This is a genomic window from Mycolicibacterium neoaurum ATCC 25795, from assembly GCF_000691525.1.
Classification (GTDB): domain Bacteria; phylum Actinomycetota; class Actinomycetes; order Mycobacteriales; family Mycobacteriaceae; genus Mycobacterium; species Mycobacterium neoaurum.
The window spans coordinates 172,325-188,800 of the sequence record NZ_JMDW01000010.1; the positions used below are offsets into that span (position 1 = coordinate 172,325).

Consider the following 16,476-nt stretch of genomic DNA (forward strand, 5'->3'; position numbering starts at 1 on the left):
AACGTACGGGGTGCCGTGCGGGTTCCTGGATCGCCACTGTCCAGTCAGGTCAGGCCCGGTCAGGTCAGGGCCCGGTCAGGTCAAGGCCCGGTCAGGTCAACGCGATGCCCAGCTCGGCGGCGAACACCGTGATCATGTGCTGCACACCTATCTCGTTGCGGCCGATGATCATGTGATCGTGCTGTGCGTGGCGAACGCCCTCACCGCACTGCGGGAGCATGACGAAATCCTCATCGCGCACGGCTGCGTGCACGCCCTCGAAGATCAGGTCGTAGGTGGCGCGCATCTCGTCGTTCTCGGCGGGCACCCGACTCATCCAGCTGTGCCGCACGGTGCACCGGGTGGGCTCCCCGGCGGGCAACATGTCGATGATCTCGACGCCGACCGGGCTGTTGGCCAGAATCAGGTTGGGGTAGATCCAGTAGATCACCCCCATGTTCATGTGCGGATCCCACGACCCTGACGGGTCGTCGGCGAGGTTGCGGATCCAGTTGAACGGGAAGCCGATTCGGTGGTGTCGGCCGAACTCGTCATAGACACCGGTGTTGGCCAGTGTGTTCTGGCCGATGACGCTCTCGCCGTGCACGAACGGGAAGTGGTAGCCCTCGGCGAACGCCTCCAGTGCACCCTTCCAGGACACCTGGGACTGGAATTCCTTCTCGCCGTGATAGCCGTAGGAGGTGTAATCCAGCAGTGCGAGCTCGGGGCCGAGCGTGCCGAGGTGGGTGTCGACATCGATATCGGCGTCCGCGGTCAGCACGGCCCAGATGAAGCCATGCCGCTCCTGGCTGGGCAGTTCGACCAATCCGTAGTCGGCCTTGTCCATCGAATCGAATCCAGCCTGGCCGGGGACGACGAACAGCTCGCCGGTGTTGCGGTAGCTCCAGGCGTGGTAGGGGCAGACGAAACGGGACGCGTTGCCCGACCCGCACGCCGGCATCGCCCCGCGGTGCCTGCAGTAGTTGAGGAAGACGTGGCTGTGGCCGTGCCGGTCGCGCGTGACCAGCAGCGAATCACCGAGCACGGACCGCACGACGTAGTCGTTGATGCCCGCGATCTGCGCGCTCGGCACGATGGCCAGCGGCACCCTGCGCAGGATCTGGGACTCTTCGACCTCGGTGACCTTGGGGTCGCGGTAGTAGTGCAGCGGCACCCGCAGCTCACGCTCGGCCATATCGGTGGTCTTGCCGATGGCGTGTGCGAGGGCGCGACGGGTCAGTTCCTCGTCCCGGTTGCTCACCGGTGTTCCGATCGATGTGGTCATGAATTCAGAACATACATCAGAGATCATTTGTATGTTCTGATTCCACTTCTGATTCAGCGATGAAGCTCTTCCCTGTGCGCGTCGGGATGGCACGATGCCTGCATGCGCAGACACGGATGGGGCGGTGACATCCCCGCCGACGACGACGAGGCCGCACGCCGCATCATCGACGCCGCCCGCGCCTGCATCGACGAGCGCGGGTCGGTCACCATCTCCGATGTCGCGACCGCCCTGGGAATCACACGCCAGACGGTCTACCGCTATTTCGCGACCCAGGATTCGCTGCTGCAGGCGACCGCCCTGGCCTCAGTCGGCGGTTTCCTCGACCGCCTCGCCGCAGATCTCCATGCGATCGACGACCCGACCGTCGCGGTCGTGGAGGGCATCGCCTACACCCTGGAACAGCTACCGCACGATCGGTACCTGGGATTGGTCATGCATCCCGGACGGGCCAGCGCCTTCGCCGTCGGCGTCACCGCCGATGTGGCGATCGCGTTCGGACGGTCGATCCTGGAGCGCTTCGACGTCGACTGGGCCGCATCGGGTTTCACCGCAGAGCGCTTCGACGAACTCATCGAGTTCATGCTGCGCGTATTACAGTCGTTCATCCTCGATCCCGAGGGCCCGAGCCGCCGCGGCACCGAACTTCGCGGATTCCTGCACCGGTGGGTCGCCCCCGCCGTGCTCGCGGCATCGGGTGCGGATCGCACCGCTCGTTGACACCTGAGCCCTTCGACACCTGAGCCCTTTAGTCCACCGGGCTGACCTCGATGGCGGCATGTACCTTGTCCACCCCGCCGCGGATCAGCGCCTGCGGAATCCACCACCAGGCGTGCCACCAGTACCGCCGGGTCACCATGTCGAACACCCGGCGGGTCTCGGATTTCGGCAGGTTGCGGGCGACGGCCTCGACGGGTTCACCCTTGACCTTGCCGAGGACTCCGCACTTCTGGATGGTCACGCGCGGCGTGTTCTTGATCCGCTTGGTCTTCCACGATCCGTCATCGGTGCTGATCAACAGCTTGCCCTCGTGCGGCACACCCCACACCGGCGTCGGCTTGGGCCTGCCGTCCTTGGTGAACGTGGTCAGCAGCAGGTACTTCTCGCGGTAGACCTCATCGAATGTCGGAGCCATGGCAACAGTTCACCACGCCGGGACGCCGGGCACTCAGAAGATGATGGGCACTCAGAAGATGACGGTCTCACCGTGGTGGCGGACGACCCGGTCCTGGCAATGCCACAGCACCGCCCTGGACAGCACCGCGCGCTCGACATCGGCGCCGAGGCGCACCAGATCCTCGACGGTGTGGGTGTGGTCGACGCGCACCACGTCCTGCTCGATGATGGGGCCTTCATCGAGGTCCTCGGTCACGTAGTGGGCGGTGGCGCCGACCAGCTTTACACCGCGCTCCTTGGCCCGTCGATAGGTGTTGGCGCCGATGAACGCGGGCAGGAACGAATGGTGGATGTTGATCAGCGGGCAACCGATCTGATTCAGGAACCCGGGCGTGACGATCTGCATGTAACGCGCCAGCACGACGAGGTCGACGTTGCCCTTGAGCAGTTCCAGCTGGCGCGCCTCGGCCTCGGCGCGTGTGTCACGCGTCGCGGGGATGTAGACGAAGGGCACCCCGAACGGGCGCACCTGGTCGGCGAGGTCGGGGTGATTGGCGATGACCATGACCACCGACATGTCCAGTTCACCGCGACGATTGCGCCAGAGCAGGTCGAGCAGGCAGTGGTCGGCCGTCGAGGCGAAGATGGCCACCCGCTTGGGGGTGGCGGCATCGGTGAACCGGTGATCGATATCGAACTCGGGCGCGATCCGCTCGGCGAACCGGGCCTCCAGTTCCGGCCGGGCAGCGGCAAGCCCCGGGAGGTGGAACACGGTGCGCTGCAGGAAGGTGCCGCCCTCGGCCTCGGTGGAATGCTGGTCGAGAGAGATGATGTTCGCGCCGGCCTCGGTGAGGAAGGTCGAGACCGCGGCGACGATGCCGGCCCGGTCCGGACAGCGCAACAAGAGCCTGCCGATGTCCTTGTGCCGTGCCGACTTCGACGTGCCCGTCGGATAACTCGAGGTCATCAGGAGTCGGCCGCGCGCAACTCCAGCGCGACGTTGTTCTTCATCCCGCCACGGAGTTTGGAGAACAGGCCGAACAGCTTGCCCACGATGCCGTAGCGCCGAGCGATCCCGTCATAGGTGCGGCGCAGCGCGGCCTCGTCCAGGATGGCCGCCACCGCCTCGACCGGTTCACTCTTCGGATTGCCGCGACGATCGCAGACGGCCACCGTCACCCGGGGGGTGTTGCGGATCCGCTTGACCTTCCAGGAGCCGGCCTGGGTCACCACCAGCAGCCGATCCCCGTCGGGCACCGCCCAGATCGCGGTGGGCTTTCCGCGCCCGTCCTTGGTGAAGGTGGTGAGCAGGACGTAGTCGGCCTTGGCGACGTCGGCGAAGGTGAGAGCCATGCGCGCAATCCTAGTGCGCGGGAGGGATTGCGCCGGCCGGCGCCGGCCGGCTCAGCCCTCCAGTTCACCCTCGGTCTCCAGCAGCACCTGCTTGAGTCCGTCGAGGGTCGCCGTCTCCGGCTGGGCCCACATGCCCCGGCCCGCCGCCTCCAGCAGGCGTTCGGCCATCCCGTGCAGTGCCCACGGGTTGGACTCGTTCATGAACTTCCGGTTCTCGGCGTCCAGCACGTAGGTCTGGCTGAGTTGCTCGTACATCCAGTCCGCCATCACATGCGCGGTCGCGTCGTATCCGAACAGGTAGTCGACGGTCGCCGCCATCTCGAACGCGCCCTTGTAGCCGTGCCTGCGCATGGCGTTGATCCAGCGCGGATTGACCACGCGCGCGCGGAACACGCGGGTGGTCTCCTCGGAGAGCGTGCGGGTGCGCACGGCATCGGGCCGGGTGTTGTCACCGATATAGGCGGCCGGGTCCTTGCCGGTCAGCGACCGCACGGTGGCGATCATGCCGCCGTGGTACTGGAAGTAGTCATCGGAGTCGGCGATATCGTGTTCCCGGGTGTCGGTGTTCTTGGCCGCCACCACGATCCGGCGGTAGGCGCGGTTCATGTCCTCCGACGCCGGGGCGCCGTCGAGGCCGCGGCCGTAGGCGAATCCGCCCCAGGCGGTGTACACCTCGGCGAGATCGGCGTCATCGCGCCAGTTGCGGCTGTCGATCAGCTGCAGCAGGCCCGCTCCGTAGGTGCCCGGCTTGGATCCGAAAATCCTTGTCGTGCTGCGTCGTTGGTCGCCGTGCTCGGCCAGGTCGGCCAGCGCGTGGGCGCGCACGTAGTTGTCCTCCGGAGCCTCGTCGAGGGCGGCCACCAGCGCCACCGCGTCATCGAGCATCGTCACCACGTGCGGGAACGCATCGCGGAAAAATCCCGAGATACGTACCGTCACATCGATGCGGGGCCTGCCGAGCTCCGCCGGTGTGATGACCTCCAGGTCGACGACGCGCCGCGATGCGTCGTCCCAGATCGGGCGGACGCCGAGCAACGCGAGGACCTCGGCGATATCGTCGCCGGAGGTGCGCATGGCCGAGGTGCCCCACACCGAGAGCCCGACCGACTTCGGCCACTCGCCGTGATCGGAGCGGTACCGCTCGACCAGTGAATCCGCCAGCGCCATACCGGTTTCCCAGGCAAGCCGAGACGGCACGGCCTTGGGATCCACCGAATAGAAGTTGCGCCCGGTGGGCAGCACGTTCACCAGGCCGCGCAGCGGGGATCCCGAGGGACCGGCCGCGATGTAATGGCCGTCGATCGCCTTGAGTACCGCATCGATCTCGCCGGAGGTGGCGCGCAACCGCGGTACCACCTCGGTGGCCGCGAAGCGCAGGATCTCGGCCACCACGGGGTCGTCGGTCAGCTCGTCGACGGCCCCGGCGTCCCAGCCGGTCTTCTGCAGCCCGGTGACCAACTGCCGCGCCGCGTCCTCGGCGGCATCGACGGCGTGGCGTTCGTCGGCGCCGTCCTCGGCGAGACCGAGCGCCTGGCGCAGACCCGGTACGGTCTGCTCACCACCGAACAACTGGCGGGCGCGCAGGATCGCCAGCACCAGATCCAGTTCGGAGTCCCCGTCCGGCGCGAGACCGAGGATGTGCAGGCCGTCGCGGATCTGGACGTCTTTGATCTCACACAGCCAGCCGTCCACGTGCAGCAGCATGTCGTCGAAGGAGTCCTCGTCGGGCCGATCCTCCAGACCCAGGTCGTGGTCCATCTTCGCCGCGCGCATCAGGGTCCAGATCTGCTGGCGGATGGCGGGCAGCTTGGCCGGGTCCAGCGCGGACACGTTGGAGTGTTCGTCGAGCAGTTGTTCCAGACGCGCGATGTCTCCATAGGTTTCGGCGCGCGCCATCGGCGGGATCAGATGGTCGACCAGGGTGGCATGCGCCCGCCGCTTGGCCTGGGTGCCCTCGCCCGGGTCGTTGACCAGGAACGGGTAGATCAGCGGCAGATCGCCGAGGGCAGCGTCGGTCCCACATGCGCTGCTCATCCCCAGCGTCTTGCCGGGTAGCCATTCGAGGTTGCCGTGCTTGCCGAGGTGGATGACCACATCGGCCTTGAATGACGAGGGTCCGTCTCCGAACTGGCCGTCCAGCCAGCGGTAGGCGGCCAGATAGTGGTGGCTCGGCGGCAGGTCGGGATCGTGGTAGATCGCCACCGGGTTCTCGCCGAACCCGCGCGGCGGCTGAACGAGGATCACCACATTGCCCGATCGCATGGCCGCGATGACGATATCGCCGTCCGGGTTGTGGGTGCGATCGACGAACAGTTCGCCCGGGGGCGGACCCCAGTGCTCGACCATGGCGTCGGCGAGCTCGCTGGGCAGGGTCGCAAACCAGCGTGAGTACTCGGCCGCGCTGACCCGGATCGGGTTGAGCGCCAGCGTCTCCTCGGTGAGCCAGTCGGCATCCTGGCCACCGCGTTCGATCAGCGCGTGGATCAGGGCGTCACCATCTCCGGCGTCGACGCCGGGCACCTCGCCGATGTCGACGCCATGGTCACGCAGCGCGCGCAGCAGTGCGATGGCGCTGGCGGGGGTGTCCAGCCCGACGGCGTTGCCGATCCTGGCGTGTTTGGTCGGATAGGCCGAGAAGACCAGGGCGATCTGCTTGTCCGCGGCGGGGATGCGGCGGAGGCGGGCATGGCGCACGGCAAGACCGGCCACCCGGGCGCACCGTTCGGGATCGGCGTTGTAGGTGATCAGGCCCTCGTCGTCGATCTCCTTGAACGAGAACGGCACGGTGATGATGCGCCCGTCGAACTCGGGCACGGCGACCTGGGTCGCGACATCGAGCGGCGAGAGTCCGTCATCATTGGCCGACCAGGTGGCCCGCGAGCTCGTCAGACACAACCCCTGCAGGATCGGGACGTCCAACGCCGCCAGGTGGGCCACGTTCCAGCCGTCATCGGCGCCGCCTGCGGTGACGGTCGCCGGGGTGGCACCGCCTGCGGCGAGCACCGTGGTGATCAGCGTGTCGGCGGTGCCGAGCAGTTCCAGCAGGTCGGCCTCGGCGGTGCGCAGTGAGGCGCAGTACACCGGCAGCGCCCGACCGCCGGCCGTCTCGATGGCCGCGCAGAGCGCGTCGATATAGCCGGTGTTACCCGCCAGGTGCTGGGCCCGGTAGTAGAGCACGGCAACCGTGGGAGCGTCGGGCTGCGCCGCCTCGGTGCGTTCCAGGACACCCCAGGTCGGGATCTGCACGGGTGGGTCGAACCCCTGGCCCGTCATCAGCAGCGTGTCGGACAGGAAGGCGTGCAGCCCGCGCAGATTTTCGACGCCGCCCTGGGCCAGATAGACATGCGCCTCCAGGGCCACGCCCGCCGGCACCGTCGAATACCGCATGAGCTCGGCATCGGGTGCCTGCTCGCCGGAGAGCACCACGGTCGGCACGCCACTGGCCACGAGCACGTCGATGCCGTCCTGCCAGGCGCGGTAGCCGCCGAGGATTCGCACCACGACGATGTCGACGCCCGTCAGCAGCTCGGCCAGCTCCCGGTCGAGTTCGTCCTGCAGCAGCCGGGACGGGTTGGCCCAGCGGTACCGGGCCCCACTGGCACGCGCGGTGATCAGGTCGGTATCGGACGTCGAGAGCAGCAGTACGGTCGGCACCCGCTCAATCCTGCCCCACCGCACCCCCGGCGTGGGGCGCGCCCGGTGTTTACGCCGGGTGCTGTCTCAGCCGCCCCAGCGGGCGTACCAGGAGCCCCGGTAGGGAGTTGCGATGGCGGCGACGACGAGGGCAACGCCCAGTCCGATGGCAATCAATGACGCCATGTGTCGCCTCCTTTCGGTAGGGGTACCGGCTGGTACCAGTTGGTACCGAGAACGTAACCCCGCGGTGTCGGCAAAAGTGCGATCTGTGCGTGAGCCGACAGCGTCGATCTTGATGTGACCTATCACACAATCGCTTCAGTCCCAGGCCGCTGAACTGCGCATATCGGCCTTTGGATCGCCGCCGGTAAAACCGTGGGCAGCCGTGGGTCGAGCTGGCCCAATACTCCTATGACACTTTCCGACCCATCGCACTCGCAGCGCCCGATACGTGTCGTCAAGCTCGGCGCGCACATCGGCGCCCGCGTGGACGGTGTGCGACTCGCCCATGACCTCGACGCGGCCACCGTCACGGCCATCAACACCGCGCTGCTGGAGCACAAGGTGATCTTCTTCCGCGGCCAGGACCATCTCGACGACGAGGGGCAACTGGCGTTCGCGCAGCGGTTGGGCACCACCACCGCGGCGCATCCGACGGTGTTGTCGCGGGGCACCAGGGTGCTGCCCATCGACTCGCGCTACGACAAGGCCAACAGCTGGCACACCGACGTGACCTTCGTCGATCGCATCCCGAAGGCCTCGCTGCTGCGGGCCGTCACCCTGCCCGACTACGGCGGGACGACGGTGTGGGCCAATACCGCCTCCGCCTACGCCCAGCTGCCGGCACCGCTGCGCATACTGGCCGAGAACCTCTGGGCGGTGCACACCAATCGCTATGACTACACCGCCGATCACCCGGCCGGTGACCAGCGGCACGACGTGCTGGCCGATACCGTGCGCGAACACCGGGCCGAGTTCGAGTCCGAGTACTTCGAGACAGAGCACCCGGTGGTGCGCGTGCACCCGGAGACCGGCGAGCGGGTCCTGCTGCTCGGCCACTTCGTCAAGCGACTGGTCGGGCTCGGTGCGACGGAGTCGGCCACCCTGTTCAATCTGCTGCAGGCGCGGATCACCAAGTTGGAGAACACCGTCCGGTGGAACTGGGCTCCCGGCGACCTGGCCATCTGGGACAACCGGGCGACACAGCACTACGCGGTCGCCGACTATGACGACCAGTTCCGCCGACTCAGCCGGGTCACCCTGGCCGGGGATGTGCCCGTCGACGTCAACGGCGCGGCCAGCCGGGTCATCGCCGGTGACGCCGAAAAGTACTCCGTGGTGGTCACCCCGGTTCCACTGGCCAGCTGAGCATTCCGCACCGGGCAGTACGGTGGACGGGTGAGTCGAACCCGCGATCAAGACGCCTGTCCCGGCGCCCTGCAGGTGCATCAGGCTGCCGACGGGGCCCTGGTGCGAGTGCGGCTGCCCGGCGGTTTCCTCGAGGCCGCGGCGTTGGAGACGCTCGCGCATCTGGCCATCGAATGCGGTAACGGTGCGCTGGAGTTGACCTCGCGCGGCAGCGTGCAGATCCGCGCGATCACCGACACCGCCCGCGTCGCCGATGCCATCGCAAGCGCCGGGCTGTTGCCGGCACCGGCGCACGAGCGGGTCCGCAACATCGTCTCCTCCCCCCTGTCGGGCAGGTCCGGCGGTCTGACCGATGTCCGCGAGTGGGTCCGCGACCTCGACGCTGCGCTGCAGGCCGATGCCGCACTGTCCCAGCTGCCCGGCCGGTTCTGGTTCTCCATCGATGACGGCCGTGGCGATGTCAGCGGACTGCGCACCGATGTGGGTTTGCAGGTGACCGAGGATGGCGTCGCACTGTTGCTGGCGGGTTCGGACAGCGGTGTGCGGCTGTCGGCCGACAGCGCCATACCCACCGTGATCGAAATTGCCTCGCGTTTCCAGCGCGATCGCGGAAAGCGTTGGAGGGTAGCCGAACTCGACGACCCCGCGGTGTTGACCGCCGGCTATGAGGTTGCGGTGCCGGCCGGGCAGCGGCTGGTGGTCGGTGATACCGCGCGCGGACCGGTGGGGTGGATCGAGCAGAACGGCTCCGATCCCCGCGTCACGCTGGCGTCGGTGGTGCCCCTGGGAGTGCTGCCGGCGCGCACCGCGGAATTCGTGGCCGCGATCAACGCGCCATTGGTGGTGACGCCGTGGCGTTCGATCCTGATCTGCGACCTTCGGGAGGAGGTCGCGGACACCGCGCTACGCGTGCTCGCGCCGTTGGGACTGGTCTTCGACGAGGCCTCACCGTGGCTGACCGTCAGCGCCTGCGCAGGTAGCCCCGGTTGCGAGCGCTCGACGACGGATGTCCGCGCAGATGCCGTTGCCGCCGTCAACTCCGGTCCGACTGCACCATCGGGCGCCCACCGACACTTCGTGGGGTGCGAGCGCGGCTGCGGCGCGCCGGCGGGTGCCCAGGTGTTGGTTGCCTCCGCGGACGGATACCGACCCCGCCACACGTAGGGTGAGCGGGTGCTCGAATACATCCGCGATGCCGCGGAGATCTACCGTGAGTCCTTCGCGACGATCCGTGCCGAAGCCGATCTGGCGCGCTTTCCCGATGATGTCGCCCGGGTGGTCGTCCGCCTGATCCACACCTGCGGGCAGACCGATGTCACCGATCACGTCGCGTTCAGTCCCGATGTCGTGGCCAGGGCGAGCGCGGCGCTCGCCGCGGGCGCGCCGGTGCTGTGCGACTCGTCGATGGTGGCAGCCGGTATCACCCGGTCTCGCCTGCCCGCCGACAACGAGGTGATATCGCTGGTCGCCGATCCCCGCGCCCCGGAGGTGGCCGCGCGGCTTGGCAGCACGCGATCGGCCGCGGGTGTGGACATCTGGGCCGATCGACTCGACGGCGCGGTGCTCGCGATCGGCAACGCACCGACCGCCCTGTTCCGACTTCTCGAACTTCTCGACGACGGTGCCGCCGTCCCGGCGGCAGTGCTCGGCGGGCCGGTCGGCTTCGTCGGGTCCGCACAGTCCAAGGACGAGCTGATAGCCCGCCCGCGCGGAATGGACTATCTGGTGGTGACGGGCCGTCGTGGCGGGAGCGCGATGGCGGCGGCAGCGGTGAATGCGATTGCGAGTGAACGCGAATGAGTCAAGGAACGCTCTACGGTGTGGGTTTGGGCCCCGGTGATCCCGAGCTGGTCACGGTCAAGGCGGCCCGGGTGATCGGCGAGGCCGACGTGGTGGCCTATCACAGTGCCAGGCACGGCCGCAGTATCGCGCGCCGGATCGCCGAACCCTATCTGCGTGCGGGACAGCTCGAAGAGCATCTCGTGTACCCGGTGACCACCGAGACCACCGAGCATCCCGGTGGTTATGACGGCGCCATGGAGGATTTCTACGCCGAATCGGCCGAGCGCATCGCCGTCCACCTGCGGGCGGGTCGCGATGTCGCCCTGCTCGCCGAGGGCGATCCGCTGTTCTACAGCTCTTATATGCACATGCACACCCGGTTGACCGAACAGTTCCGCGCCGTGATCGTGCCCGGTGTCACCTCGGTCAGCGCGGCATCGGCCGCCAACGGTATGCCGCTCGTGCAGGGCGACGAGGTCCTGACCATCCTGCCGGGAACCCTGCCGGGCGCCGAGCTGGCCCGTCGGCTGGCCGATACCGACGCCGCGGTCATCATGAAGCTTGGTAAGTCCTATTCAGAAGTGCGGCAGGCACTCTCGGAGACCGGCCGCCTCGAGCGGGCCTTCTACGTGGAGCGGGCCAGCACCGAGCAGGAGCGGGTGCTCGCCGCCGCCGACGTCGATGCGGACTCGGTGCCCTACTTCTCCATCGTCATGCTCCCCGGTGAGGCGGCGGTCCAGCGCCGCGGCGGCAGCGTCGCGGTGGTCGGCCTCGGCCCGGGCGACCTGGACTGGATCACGCCGCAGGCGCGACGCGAGCTGGCCGCCGCCACCGATCTGATCGGTTACTTCCCCTATCTGGATCGGGTCGGTGTCCGCACCGGCCAGACCCGCCACGCCAGTGACAACACCGACGAGCCCGCGCGGGCTCGCCTGGCCTGTGAGTTGGCCAGCCAGGGCCGCTCGGTGGTCGTGGTGTCCTCGGGAGACCCCGGCGTCTTCGCGATGGCCACGGCGGTCCTGGAGGAGGCCGTGCACTGGCCCGACGTCCCGGTCCGGGTGATCCCCGCGATGACCGCGGCCAACGCGGTGGCCAGCCGCGTCGGCGCACCGCTCGGCCACGACTATGCCGTGATCTCCCTGTCCGACCGGCTCAAACCGTGGGACATCATCGCCAAGCGGATCAGCGCGGCCGCCGCCGCCGATCTGGCCATCGCGGTGTACAACCCGGCGTCGAAGACGCGGACCTGGCAGGTCGGCGCCATGCGGGAGCTGTTGCTGGAGCACCGGTCCCCCGACACGCCGGTGGTGATCGGACGGGATGTGGCCGGACCGCAGGAAAGTGTGCGGGTGGTGACGCTCGGGGAGTTGAACCCCGATGAGGTCGACATGCGATGCCTGCTGATCATCGGGTCCTCGCAGACTCGGGTGTACGGCGATATCGTGTTCACCCCGCGCACCTACCCGGAGCTGACCTCGGCCGAGCATCGTTGACAGCCTCTGGCATCACGTCTAGTTTTCGCTGGTGATCCCGCGTACTCCCGATGACGTGACGGCGGTTTGGCTGACCGGTGTGCTCGGCGCCCGTGTCGAGAGTGTCGACATCACCCCGATCGGTACGGGCCAGACCGGTGCGACCTACCGCGTGCAGCTCGGCTACGCCGACGCTGCCGAGCTGCCCACCACCTTTGCCGTGAAGCTGTCCGCCCAGGACGATGCCGTCCGCGATCGGGTCGCCCTGGGCTATCGATCCGAGCATGCGTTCTATACCGGGATCGCCGACCGGGTCCAGGTACCGGTCCCACGCCACTACCACTGCGATATCGGCGCCGACGGAGGCGATTTCGTGCTGCTGCTGGCGGATCTGGCACCGGCCGAACAGGGCGACCAGATCGCCGGCTGCACTGCCGAGGAGGCTGCGCTCGGGGCACGCGCGCTGGCCGGCCTGCACGCGCCGAGCTGGTGCAATTCCGAGCTGACGGGCTTGCCGGGAATCCCGATGCCCAAGCCCGACGCCGCGATGGCGGCCGGGATGGGCGATCTGGCGAAGATGGCCGCCGAGGCCACGCTGGAGCGGCTCGGGGACCGGATGACCGCCGATGATCGCGCCACCATGGCGGCGGCGCTGTCGATGGTGACGCCGTGGCTGCTGACCGAACCGCATCGGTTCGGGTTGTTGCACGGCGACTACCGGCTGGACAACATGCTCTTCGATCCCGCCCGCTCGACCGTGACGATCGTCGACTGGCAGACCCTCGCCGTGGGACTGCCAGCCCGCGATCTGGCGTATTTCACCGGAACCAGTCTGGATCCCGAGGTCCGCGCGGCGTCCGAGCAGGATCTGGTCGCCGAATACCATGCCGCATTGACCGGACTCGGGGTCACCGAGTACGACGTCGAAACCTGTTGGCGGGATTACCGTCTGGGCATGCTGCAGGCACCGTTGATCATCGCGTTCGGGGTTGCTTTCGCGACGAACACCGAGCGCGGTGACGAGATGATGTTGGCGATGGCCCAACGGTCCTGCCGCGCCATCCGCGAACTGGACACGCTGGCCCTGATCTAGCGCCGGGCCCACACCCAGTCGACCGCCGCGTCGACGGTGTGCACGCTGGCCACCCCATCCGGCAGTGCCGGGCGGTCCACCATGATCACCGGCACTCCCGCCTCGTCTGCGGCATCGAGTTTGGCCTGTGTCATCGCACCGCCGCTGTTCTTGGTCACCAGTGCGTCGATACCGTTGTCGCGCAAGAGTTTCAGTTCGTCGGTCAGACGGTAGGGCCCGCGCGAGAGCACCAGCCGGTGCCGGTCCGGAAGCAGCTCGGGTTCGGGTGGGGTGACGGCGCGAATCAGAAACCATGCGTCGACACCGCGGAAGGCCGCGGTCCCCGACCGGCCGGTGGTGAGGAACACCCGCCGGTATCGGTGACGGGTCACCGTCTGAGCCGCCGCGGTGTCGGTGGGTACGACGATGGCGTCACCGTGCGGCCACGCCGGGCGGGCCAGCACCACATGTGGCACGCCCACCCTCGCCGCGGCGCGCGCGGCGTTGGCGGTGATGGTGGCCGCGAACGGATGGGTGGCATCCACCACGGCGGTGATGGCGTTGTCGGTCAGCCAGTCGGCGAGCCCGTCCGCACCACCGAATCCGCCGATGCGGACCTCGCCGACCGGTAACGCGGGGTCGGGCACCCGGCCGGCCAACGAACTGATCACCGCGATCTCGGGATGCAGTCGGGAAGCCAGATCGCGGGCCTCGCCGGTCCCGCCCAGCAGCAGTACCCGCACTAGTGCCGGCTCCCCCGCCGGCGCCCCGTCGAGTACAGGTAGCTGTCGGTGAACCCCTGTGCGCCGAGGACGTCTCCGACGATGATCACTGCGGTCTTGGTGATGCCGGCTGCCCGCAACCTCTCGACCAGGTCCCCGAGCTCGCAGCGCACCACCTGTTCGGCAGGCCAGCTGGCGTATGCCACCACCGCACATGGTGTTTGGGCGGTATACCCGGCTCCGGGTCCGGTGAGCTCGGCGACGATGGACTCGGCCTGGGCGGCGGCCAGATGCAGCACCAGCGTGGCGCCCGGTGCCGACAGCGCGGCCAGCGACTCACCCTCGGGCATGGCGGTCGACAGGGTGGCGACCCGGCTCAAAGTGACCGTCTGCGCCACCCCTGGCACGGTCAACTCCCGCCCGAGCGCCGCGGCGGCGGCGGCGAACGCGGGCACGCCCGGCACGACCTCGTAACCGATGCCCAGCGCGTCCAGCCTGCGGCATTGCTCGGCGAGTGCGGAGTACAGCGATGGATCGCCCGAATGCAGCCGGGCCACATCGTGTCCGGCGCGATCGGCGGTGGCGATCTCGTCGATGATCTGATCCAGCGTCAGCGGTCCGGTGTCGACCACCCGCGCTCCCGCCGGACAGAACGCCAACAGGTCCGGCGGCATGATCGAACCGGCGTACAGGCATACCGGGCTCTGGCCGAGCAGCCGTTGTCCGCGCACGGTGATCAGGTCGGCCGCCCCGGGACCTGCCCCGATGAAGTAGACGGTCACGGTTTCACCCATGCCCACTGGGTGACCGGTAGTGCCGGGCGCCACGCGGTGAAGCCACCCACCGGCCCACCGTGATAGTGCTGAAAACGTCGCAACTCGCCACCCTTCTGTGCGTACCACTGTGCCAGTGCGGCTTCGGACTCCACCGTCACGGCATTGACCACCAGCCTGCCCTCGTGGGGCAGTCGATCGATACAGGCCTCGATCAGCCCGGGCTGCGTCACGCCGCCACCGACGAACACCGCCGCCGGCGGCGCCACGTCACCGAAGGGCTCCGGAGCCGCGGACCGCACATCGACACGTACCCCGAAGGCGGCGGCGTTCATCGCGATCCGGTGGCGGCGGTCGGCGTCTCGTTCGAAGGACACCGCTCGGCACCCCGGTGCGCTGCGGCACCATTCGACCGCGACGCTCCCCGATCCGGATCCCACGTCCCAGAGCAGCTCGCCGGGCCGCGGCCCGAGCGTGGCCAGCGTGACCGCCCGGATGGACTGCTTGGTGATCTGCCCGTCGTGGGCGAACGATTCGTCGGGCAGCGCGTGTGCGCGCCGCACATCGGGCAGGTAACGCACGGCGATCACATTGAGGTCGCCGACCCGCGTGCAGAAGGTGCCCGCCGTGCTCCGGGTGATGCGTTCGTCCGGGCCGCCGAGATTCTCCAGCACAGTGAATTCGGAGTCGCCGCGGCCGGACTCGGTCAACAGTCGGGCCAGCGTGGCGGGCGTGTCGCCGTCGCGGCTGAGCACCACTGCCCGGCCGCCCCGGCGCACCGCGGTCACCGGGTCTGCGGTGACCAGACTGATCACCTCGATCTCGTGCGCAGGCCAGCCGAGCCGAGCGCAGGCCAGCGTCACCGACGACACATGGGGCAGAACCCGGACGGCATCGGTGCCGAACACCCGGATCAACGTGGCGCCGATGCCGTGCAGCATCGGGTCGCCCGAGGCGACCACGTGCACGGTGCCCAGACCGTCGAACATCGTGGGCAACGCGTCCAACAGGGGTGAAGGCCACTGCCTGCGCTGCGCGCCGATGCTCGAGTCCAGCATGTCGAGCTGCCGACCGGAGCCGTAAACGATTGTGGCGCTGCGCAGCTCGGCCGTCGATGCGGGTGAGAGCCCGGCCATGCCGTCGGCACCGATGCCGACCACCACGATGTGCGCGCTCATCGCGGCAGCCTCCGCCAGATCGGGCCGGGAAGAAGGCGGAAGACCGCGGCGATACCGCCCACCTGCCAGGGCACCCACACCCGCCCGCGCCGGCCGGACAGTGCGCGGACCGCGGCATCGGCGACCTGCGCCGGGGTGCTGGAGAACGGTGCCGGTGCCATCCCCGCTGTCATCCGGCCGATGACGAACCCGGGACGGATGACCAGCAGCCGGACTCCCGAACCGCGCAATGCCTGCGCCAGGCCGGAGCAGAAGCCGTCCAGGCCCGCCTTGGCCGAGCCGTACACATAGTTCGCGCGACGCACCCGGACACCGGCGATCGAGGAGAAGGTCACGATGGTCCCCGCACCGGCCGCGCGCATGGTGGTGGCGAGTTCGGTCAACAGCCCGACCTGGGCGACGTAATCGGTGTGGGCGATCTGTGCCGCGTGCGCGGAATCGCTCTCGGCGCGGTGTTGATCGCCGAGGATGCCGAAGGCCAACACGGCAATCTCGATGCGCCCGTGTTCGGCGACCAACGCCGCCACCAGCTGGGCGTGCGAGCCCAGATCGTCGGCATCGAACTCGACGGTGAGCACCTGCCTCGCACCGGCCGCCCGCACCGCGTCGGCCTCCGCGGTCAGGGTGGCCGAGCGCCGGGCGGCCAGCACCACCGTCCTGGCCGGTGCCAATCGCGTCGCGATCTCGAGGCCGATCTCGCTGCGCCCGCCGAATATCACGACGAGCCCCGTGTCCTTCAT

15 protein-coding genes are annotated in these 16,476 nt (G+C 68.5%); 6 read left to right on the forward strand and 9 right to left on the reverse strand.

The annotated features are described in order from the left end of the window. Positions 1-91 precede the first annotated feature (91 nt). Complete coding sequence (locus IC40_RS0114720; RefSeq protein ID WP_030135471.1) at positions 92-1,264, reverse strand: aromatic ring-hydroxylating oxygenase subunit alpha; 1,173 nt, start codon at positions 1,262-1,264, stop codon at positions 92-94. A 102-nt stretch (positions 1,265-1,366) separates the two neighbouring features. Between IC40_RS0114720 and IC40_RS0114725 the strand changes: the two genes are divergently transcribed. After that, positions 1,367-1,984, forward strand: a complete 618-nt coding sequence (locus tag IC40_RS0114725; protein WP_030135472.1) for a TetR/AcrR family transcriptional regulator — start codon at positions 1,367-1,369, stop codon at positions 1,982-1,984. A gap of 28 nt (positions 1,985-2,012) precedes the next feature. On the opposite strand, the gene IC40_RS0114730 is transcribed toward IC40_RS0114725, so the two are convergent. The 4 genes from IC40_RS0114730 to cobN are packed head-to-tail and all read right to left on the reverse strand — an operon-like array spanning position 2,013 to position 7,387. Next, positions 2,013-2,399 carry a PPOX class F420-dependent oxidoreductase gene (locus IC40_RS0114730; protein WP_030135473.1) on the reverse strand — a complete coding sequence of 129 codons (387 nt, stop codon included), beginning with the start codon at positions 2,397-2,399 and terminating at the stop codon, positions 2,013-2,015. A 51-nt stretch (positions 2,400-2,450) separates the two neighbouring features. After that, positions 2,451-3,347, reverse strand: a complete 897-nt coding sequence (gene purU, locus IC40_RS0114735) for a formyltetrahydrofolate deformylase (RefSeq protein ID WP_030135474.1) — start codon at positions 3,345-3,347, stop codon at positions 2,451-2,453. Further along, positions 3,347-3,733 carry a PPOX class F420-dependent oxidoreductase gene (locus tag IC40_RS0114740; RefSeq protein ID WP_030135475.1) on the reverse strand — a complete coding sequence of 129 codons (387 nt, stop codon included), beginning with the start codon at positions 3,731-3,733 and terminating at the stop codon, positions 3,347-3,349. Before IC40_RS0114740 ends, purU begins: the two co-directional genes overlap by 1 nt. A 51-nt stretch (positions 3,734-3,784) precedes the next feature. Next, positions 3,785-7,387, reverse strand: coding sequence for a cobaltochelatase subunit CobN (gene cobN / locus IC40_RS0114745; protein ID WP_191293427.1), 3,603 nt, complete (start codon positions 7,385-7,387; stop codon positions 3,785-3,787). Between the two features lie 393 nt (positions 7,388-7,780). Between cobN and IC40_RS0114750 the strand changes: the two genes are divergently transcribed. The 5 genes from IC40_RS0114750 to IC40_RS0114770 are packed head-to-tail and all read left to right on the forward strand — an operon-like array spanning position 7,781 to position 13,084. Further along, positions 7,781-8,737, forward strand: coding sequence for a TauD/TfdA dioxygenase family protein (locus tag IC40_RS0114750; protein ID WP_042509714.1), 957 nt, complete (start codon positions 7,781-7,783; stop codon positions 8,735-8,737). A gap of 30 nt (positions 8,738-8,767) precedes the next feature. Then, positions 8,768-9,901 carry a precorrin-3B synthase gene (gene cobG / locus IC40_RS0114755; protein ID WP_030135478.1) on the forward strand — a complete coding sequence of 378 codons (1,134 nt, stop codon included), beginning with the start codon at positions 8,768-8,770 and terminating at the stop codon, positions 9,899-9,901. Between the two features lie 9 nt (positions 9,902-9,910). After that, the gene (locus tag IC40_RS0114760) at positions 9,911-10,537 is read left to right on the forward strand and encodes a precorrin-8X methylmutase (protein WP_030135479.1); all 627 of its coding nucleotides are present in this window, start codon (positions 9,911-9,913) and stop codon (positions 10,535-10,537) included. Beyond that, positions 10,534-12,012, forward strand: a complete 1,479-nt coding sequence (locus IC40_RS0114765; RefSeq protein WP_030135480.1) for a precorrin-2 C(20)-methyltransferase — start codon at positions 10,534-10,536, stop codon at positions 12,010-12,012. Before IC40_RS0114760 ends, IC40_RS0114765 begins: the two co-directional genes overlap by 4 nt. Positions 12,013-12,043: 31 nt before the next feature. Next, positions 12,044-13,084 (forward strand): phosphotransferase family protein, encoded by a 1,041-nt coding sequence (locus IC40_RS0114770; protein WP_081843446.1) that lies wholly within the window; start codon positions 12,044-12,046, stop codon positions 13,082-13,084. On the opposite strand, the gene IC40_RS0114775 is transcribed toward IC40_RS0114770, so the two are convergent. Genes IC40_RS0114775 through IC40_RS0114790 form a run of 4 tightly spaced genes read right to left on the reverse strand, consistent with a single transcriptional unit; the run spans position 13,081 to position 16,476 of the window. After that, on the reverse strand, positions 13,081-13,806 hold the full coding sequence (locus IC40_RS0114775; protein WP_030135482.1) for a cobalt-precorrin-6A reductase: 726 nt from the start codon (positions 13,804-13,806) through the stop codon (positions 13,081-13,083). The genes IC40_RS0114770 and IC40_RS0114775 overlap by 4 nt on opposite strands. Continuing rightward, the gene (cobM, locus tag IC40_RS0114780; protein ID WP_030135483.1) at positions 13,806-14,567 is read right to left on the reverse strand and encodes a precorrin-4 C(11)-methyltransferase; all 762 of its coding nucleotides are present in this window, start codon (positions 14,565-14,567) and stop codon (positions 13,806-13,808) included. Before cobM ends, IC40_RS0114775 begins: the two co-directional genes overlap by 1 nt. Continuing rightward, on the reverse strand, positions 14,564-15,736 hold the full coding sequence (locus IC40_RS0114785) for a bifunctional cobalt-precorrin-7 (C(5))-methyltransferase/cobalt-precorrin-6B (C(15))-methyltransferase (protein ID WP_030135484.1): 1,173 nt from the start codon (positions 15,734-15,736) through the stop codon (positions 14,564-14,566). The genes cobM and IC40_RS0114785 overlap by 4 nt, the downstream gene beginning before the upstream one ends. Further along, the gene (locus IC40_RS0114790) at positions 15,733-16,476 is read right to left on the reverse strand and encodes a decaprenylphospho-beta-D-erythro-pentofuranosid-2-ulose 2-reductase (protein ID WP_030135485.1); all 744 of its coding nucleotides are present in this window, start codon (positions 16,474-16,476) and stop codon (positions 15,733-15,735) included. Before IC40_RS0114790 ends, IC40_RS0114785 begins: the two co-directional genes overlap by 4 nt.

What these genes read in the sequence shown, in the direction of transcription:
- IC40_RS0114720 (WP_030135471.1), bottom strand. Translation starts at nt 1,264, where the DNA reads ATGACCACATCGATCGGAACACCGGTGAGCAACCGGGACGAGGAACTG.
- IC40_RS0114725 (WP_030135472.1), top strand. Translation starts at nt 1,367, where the DNA reads ATGCGCAGACACGGATGGGGCGGTGACATCCCCGCCGACGACGACGAG.
- IC40_RS0114730 (WP_030135473.1), bottom strand. Translation starts at nt 2,399, where the DNA reads ATGGCTCCGACATTCGATGAGGTCTACCGCGAGAAGTACCTGCTGCTG.
- purU (WP_030135474.1), bottom strand. Translation starts at nt 3,347, where the DNA reads ATGACCTCGAGTTATCCGACGGGCACGTCGAAGTCGGCACGGCACAAG.
- IC40_RS0114740 (WP_030135475.1), bottom strand. Translation starts at nt 3,733, where the DNA reads ATGGCTCTCACCTTCGCCGACGTCGCCAAGGCCGACTACGTCCTGCTC.
- IC40_RS0114750 (WP_042509714.1), top strand. Translation starts at nt 7,781, where the DNA reads ATGACACTTTCCGACCCATCGCACTCGCAGCGCCCGATACGTGTCGTC.
- IC40_RS0114765 (WP_030135480.1), top strand. Translation starts at nt 10,534, where the DNA reads ATGAGTCAAGGAACGCTCTACGGTGTGGGTTTGGGCCCCGGTGATCCC.
- IC40_RS0114785 (WP_030135484.1), bottom strand. Translation starts at nt 15,736, where the DNA reads ATGAGCGCGCACATCGTGGTGGTCGGCATCGGTGCCGACGGCATGGCC.
- IC40_RS0114790 (WP_030135485.1), bottom strand. Translation starts at nt 16,476, where the DNA reads ATGAAGGACACGGGGCTCGTCGTGATATTCGGCGGGCGCAGCGAGATC.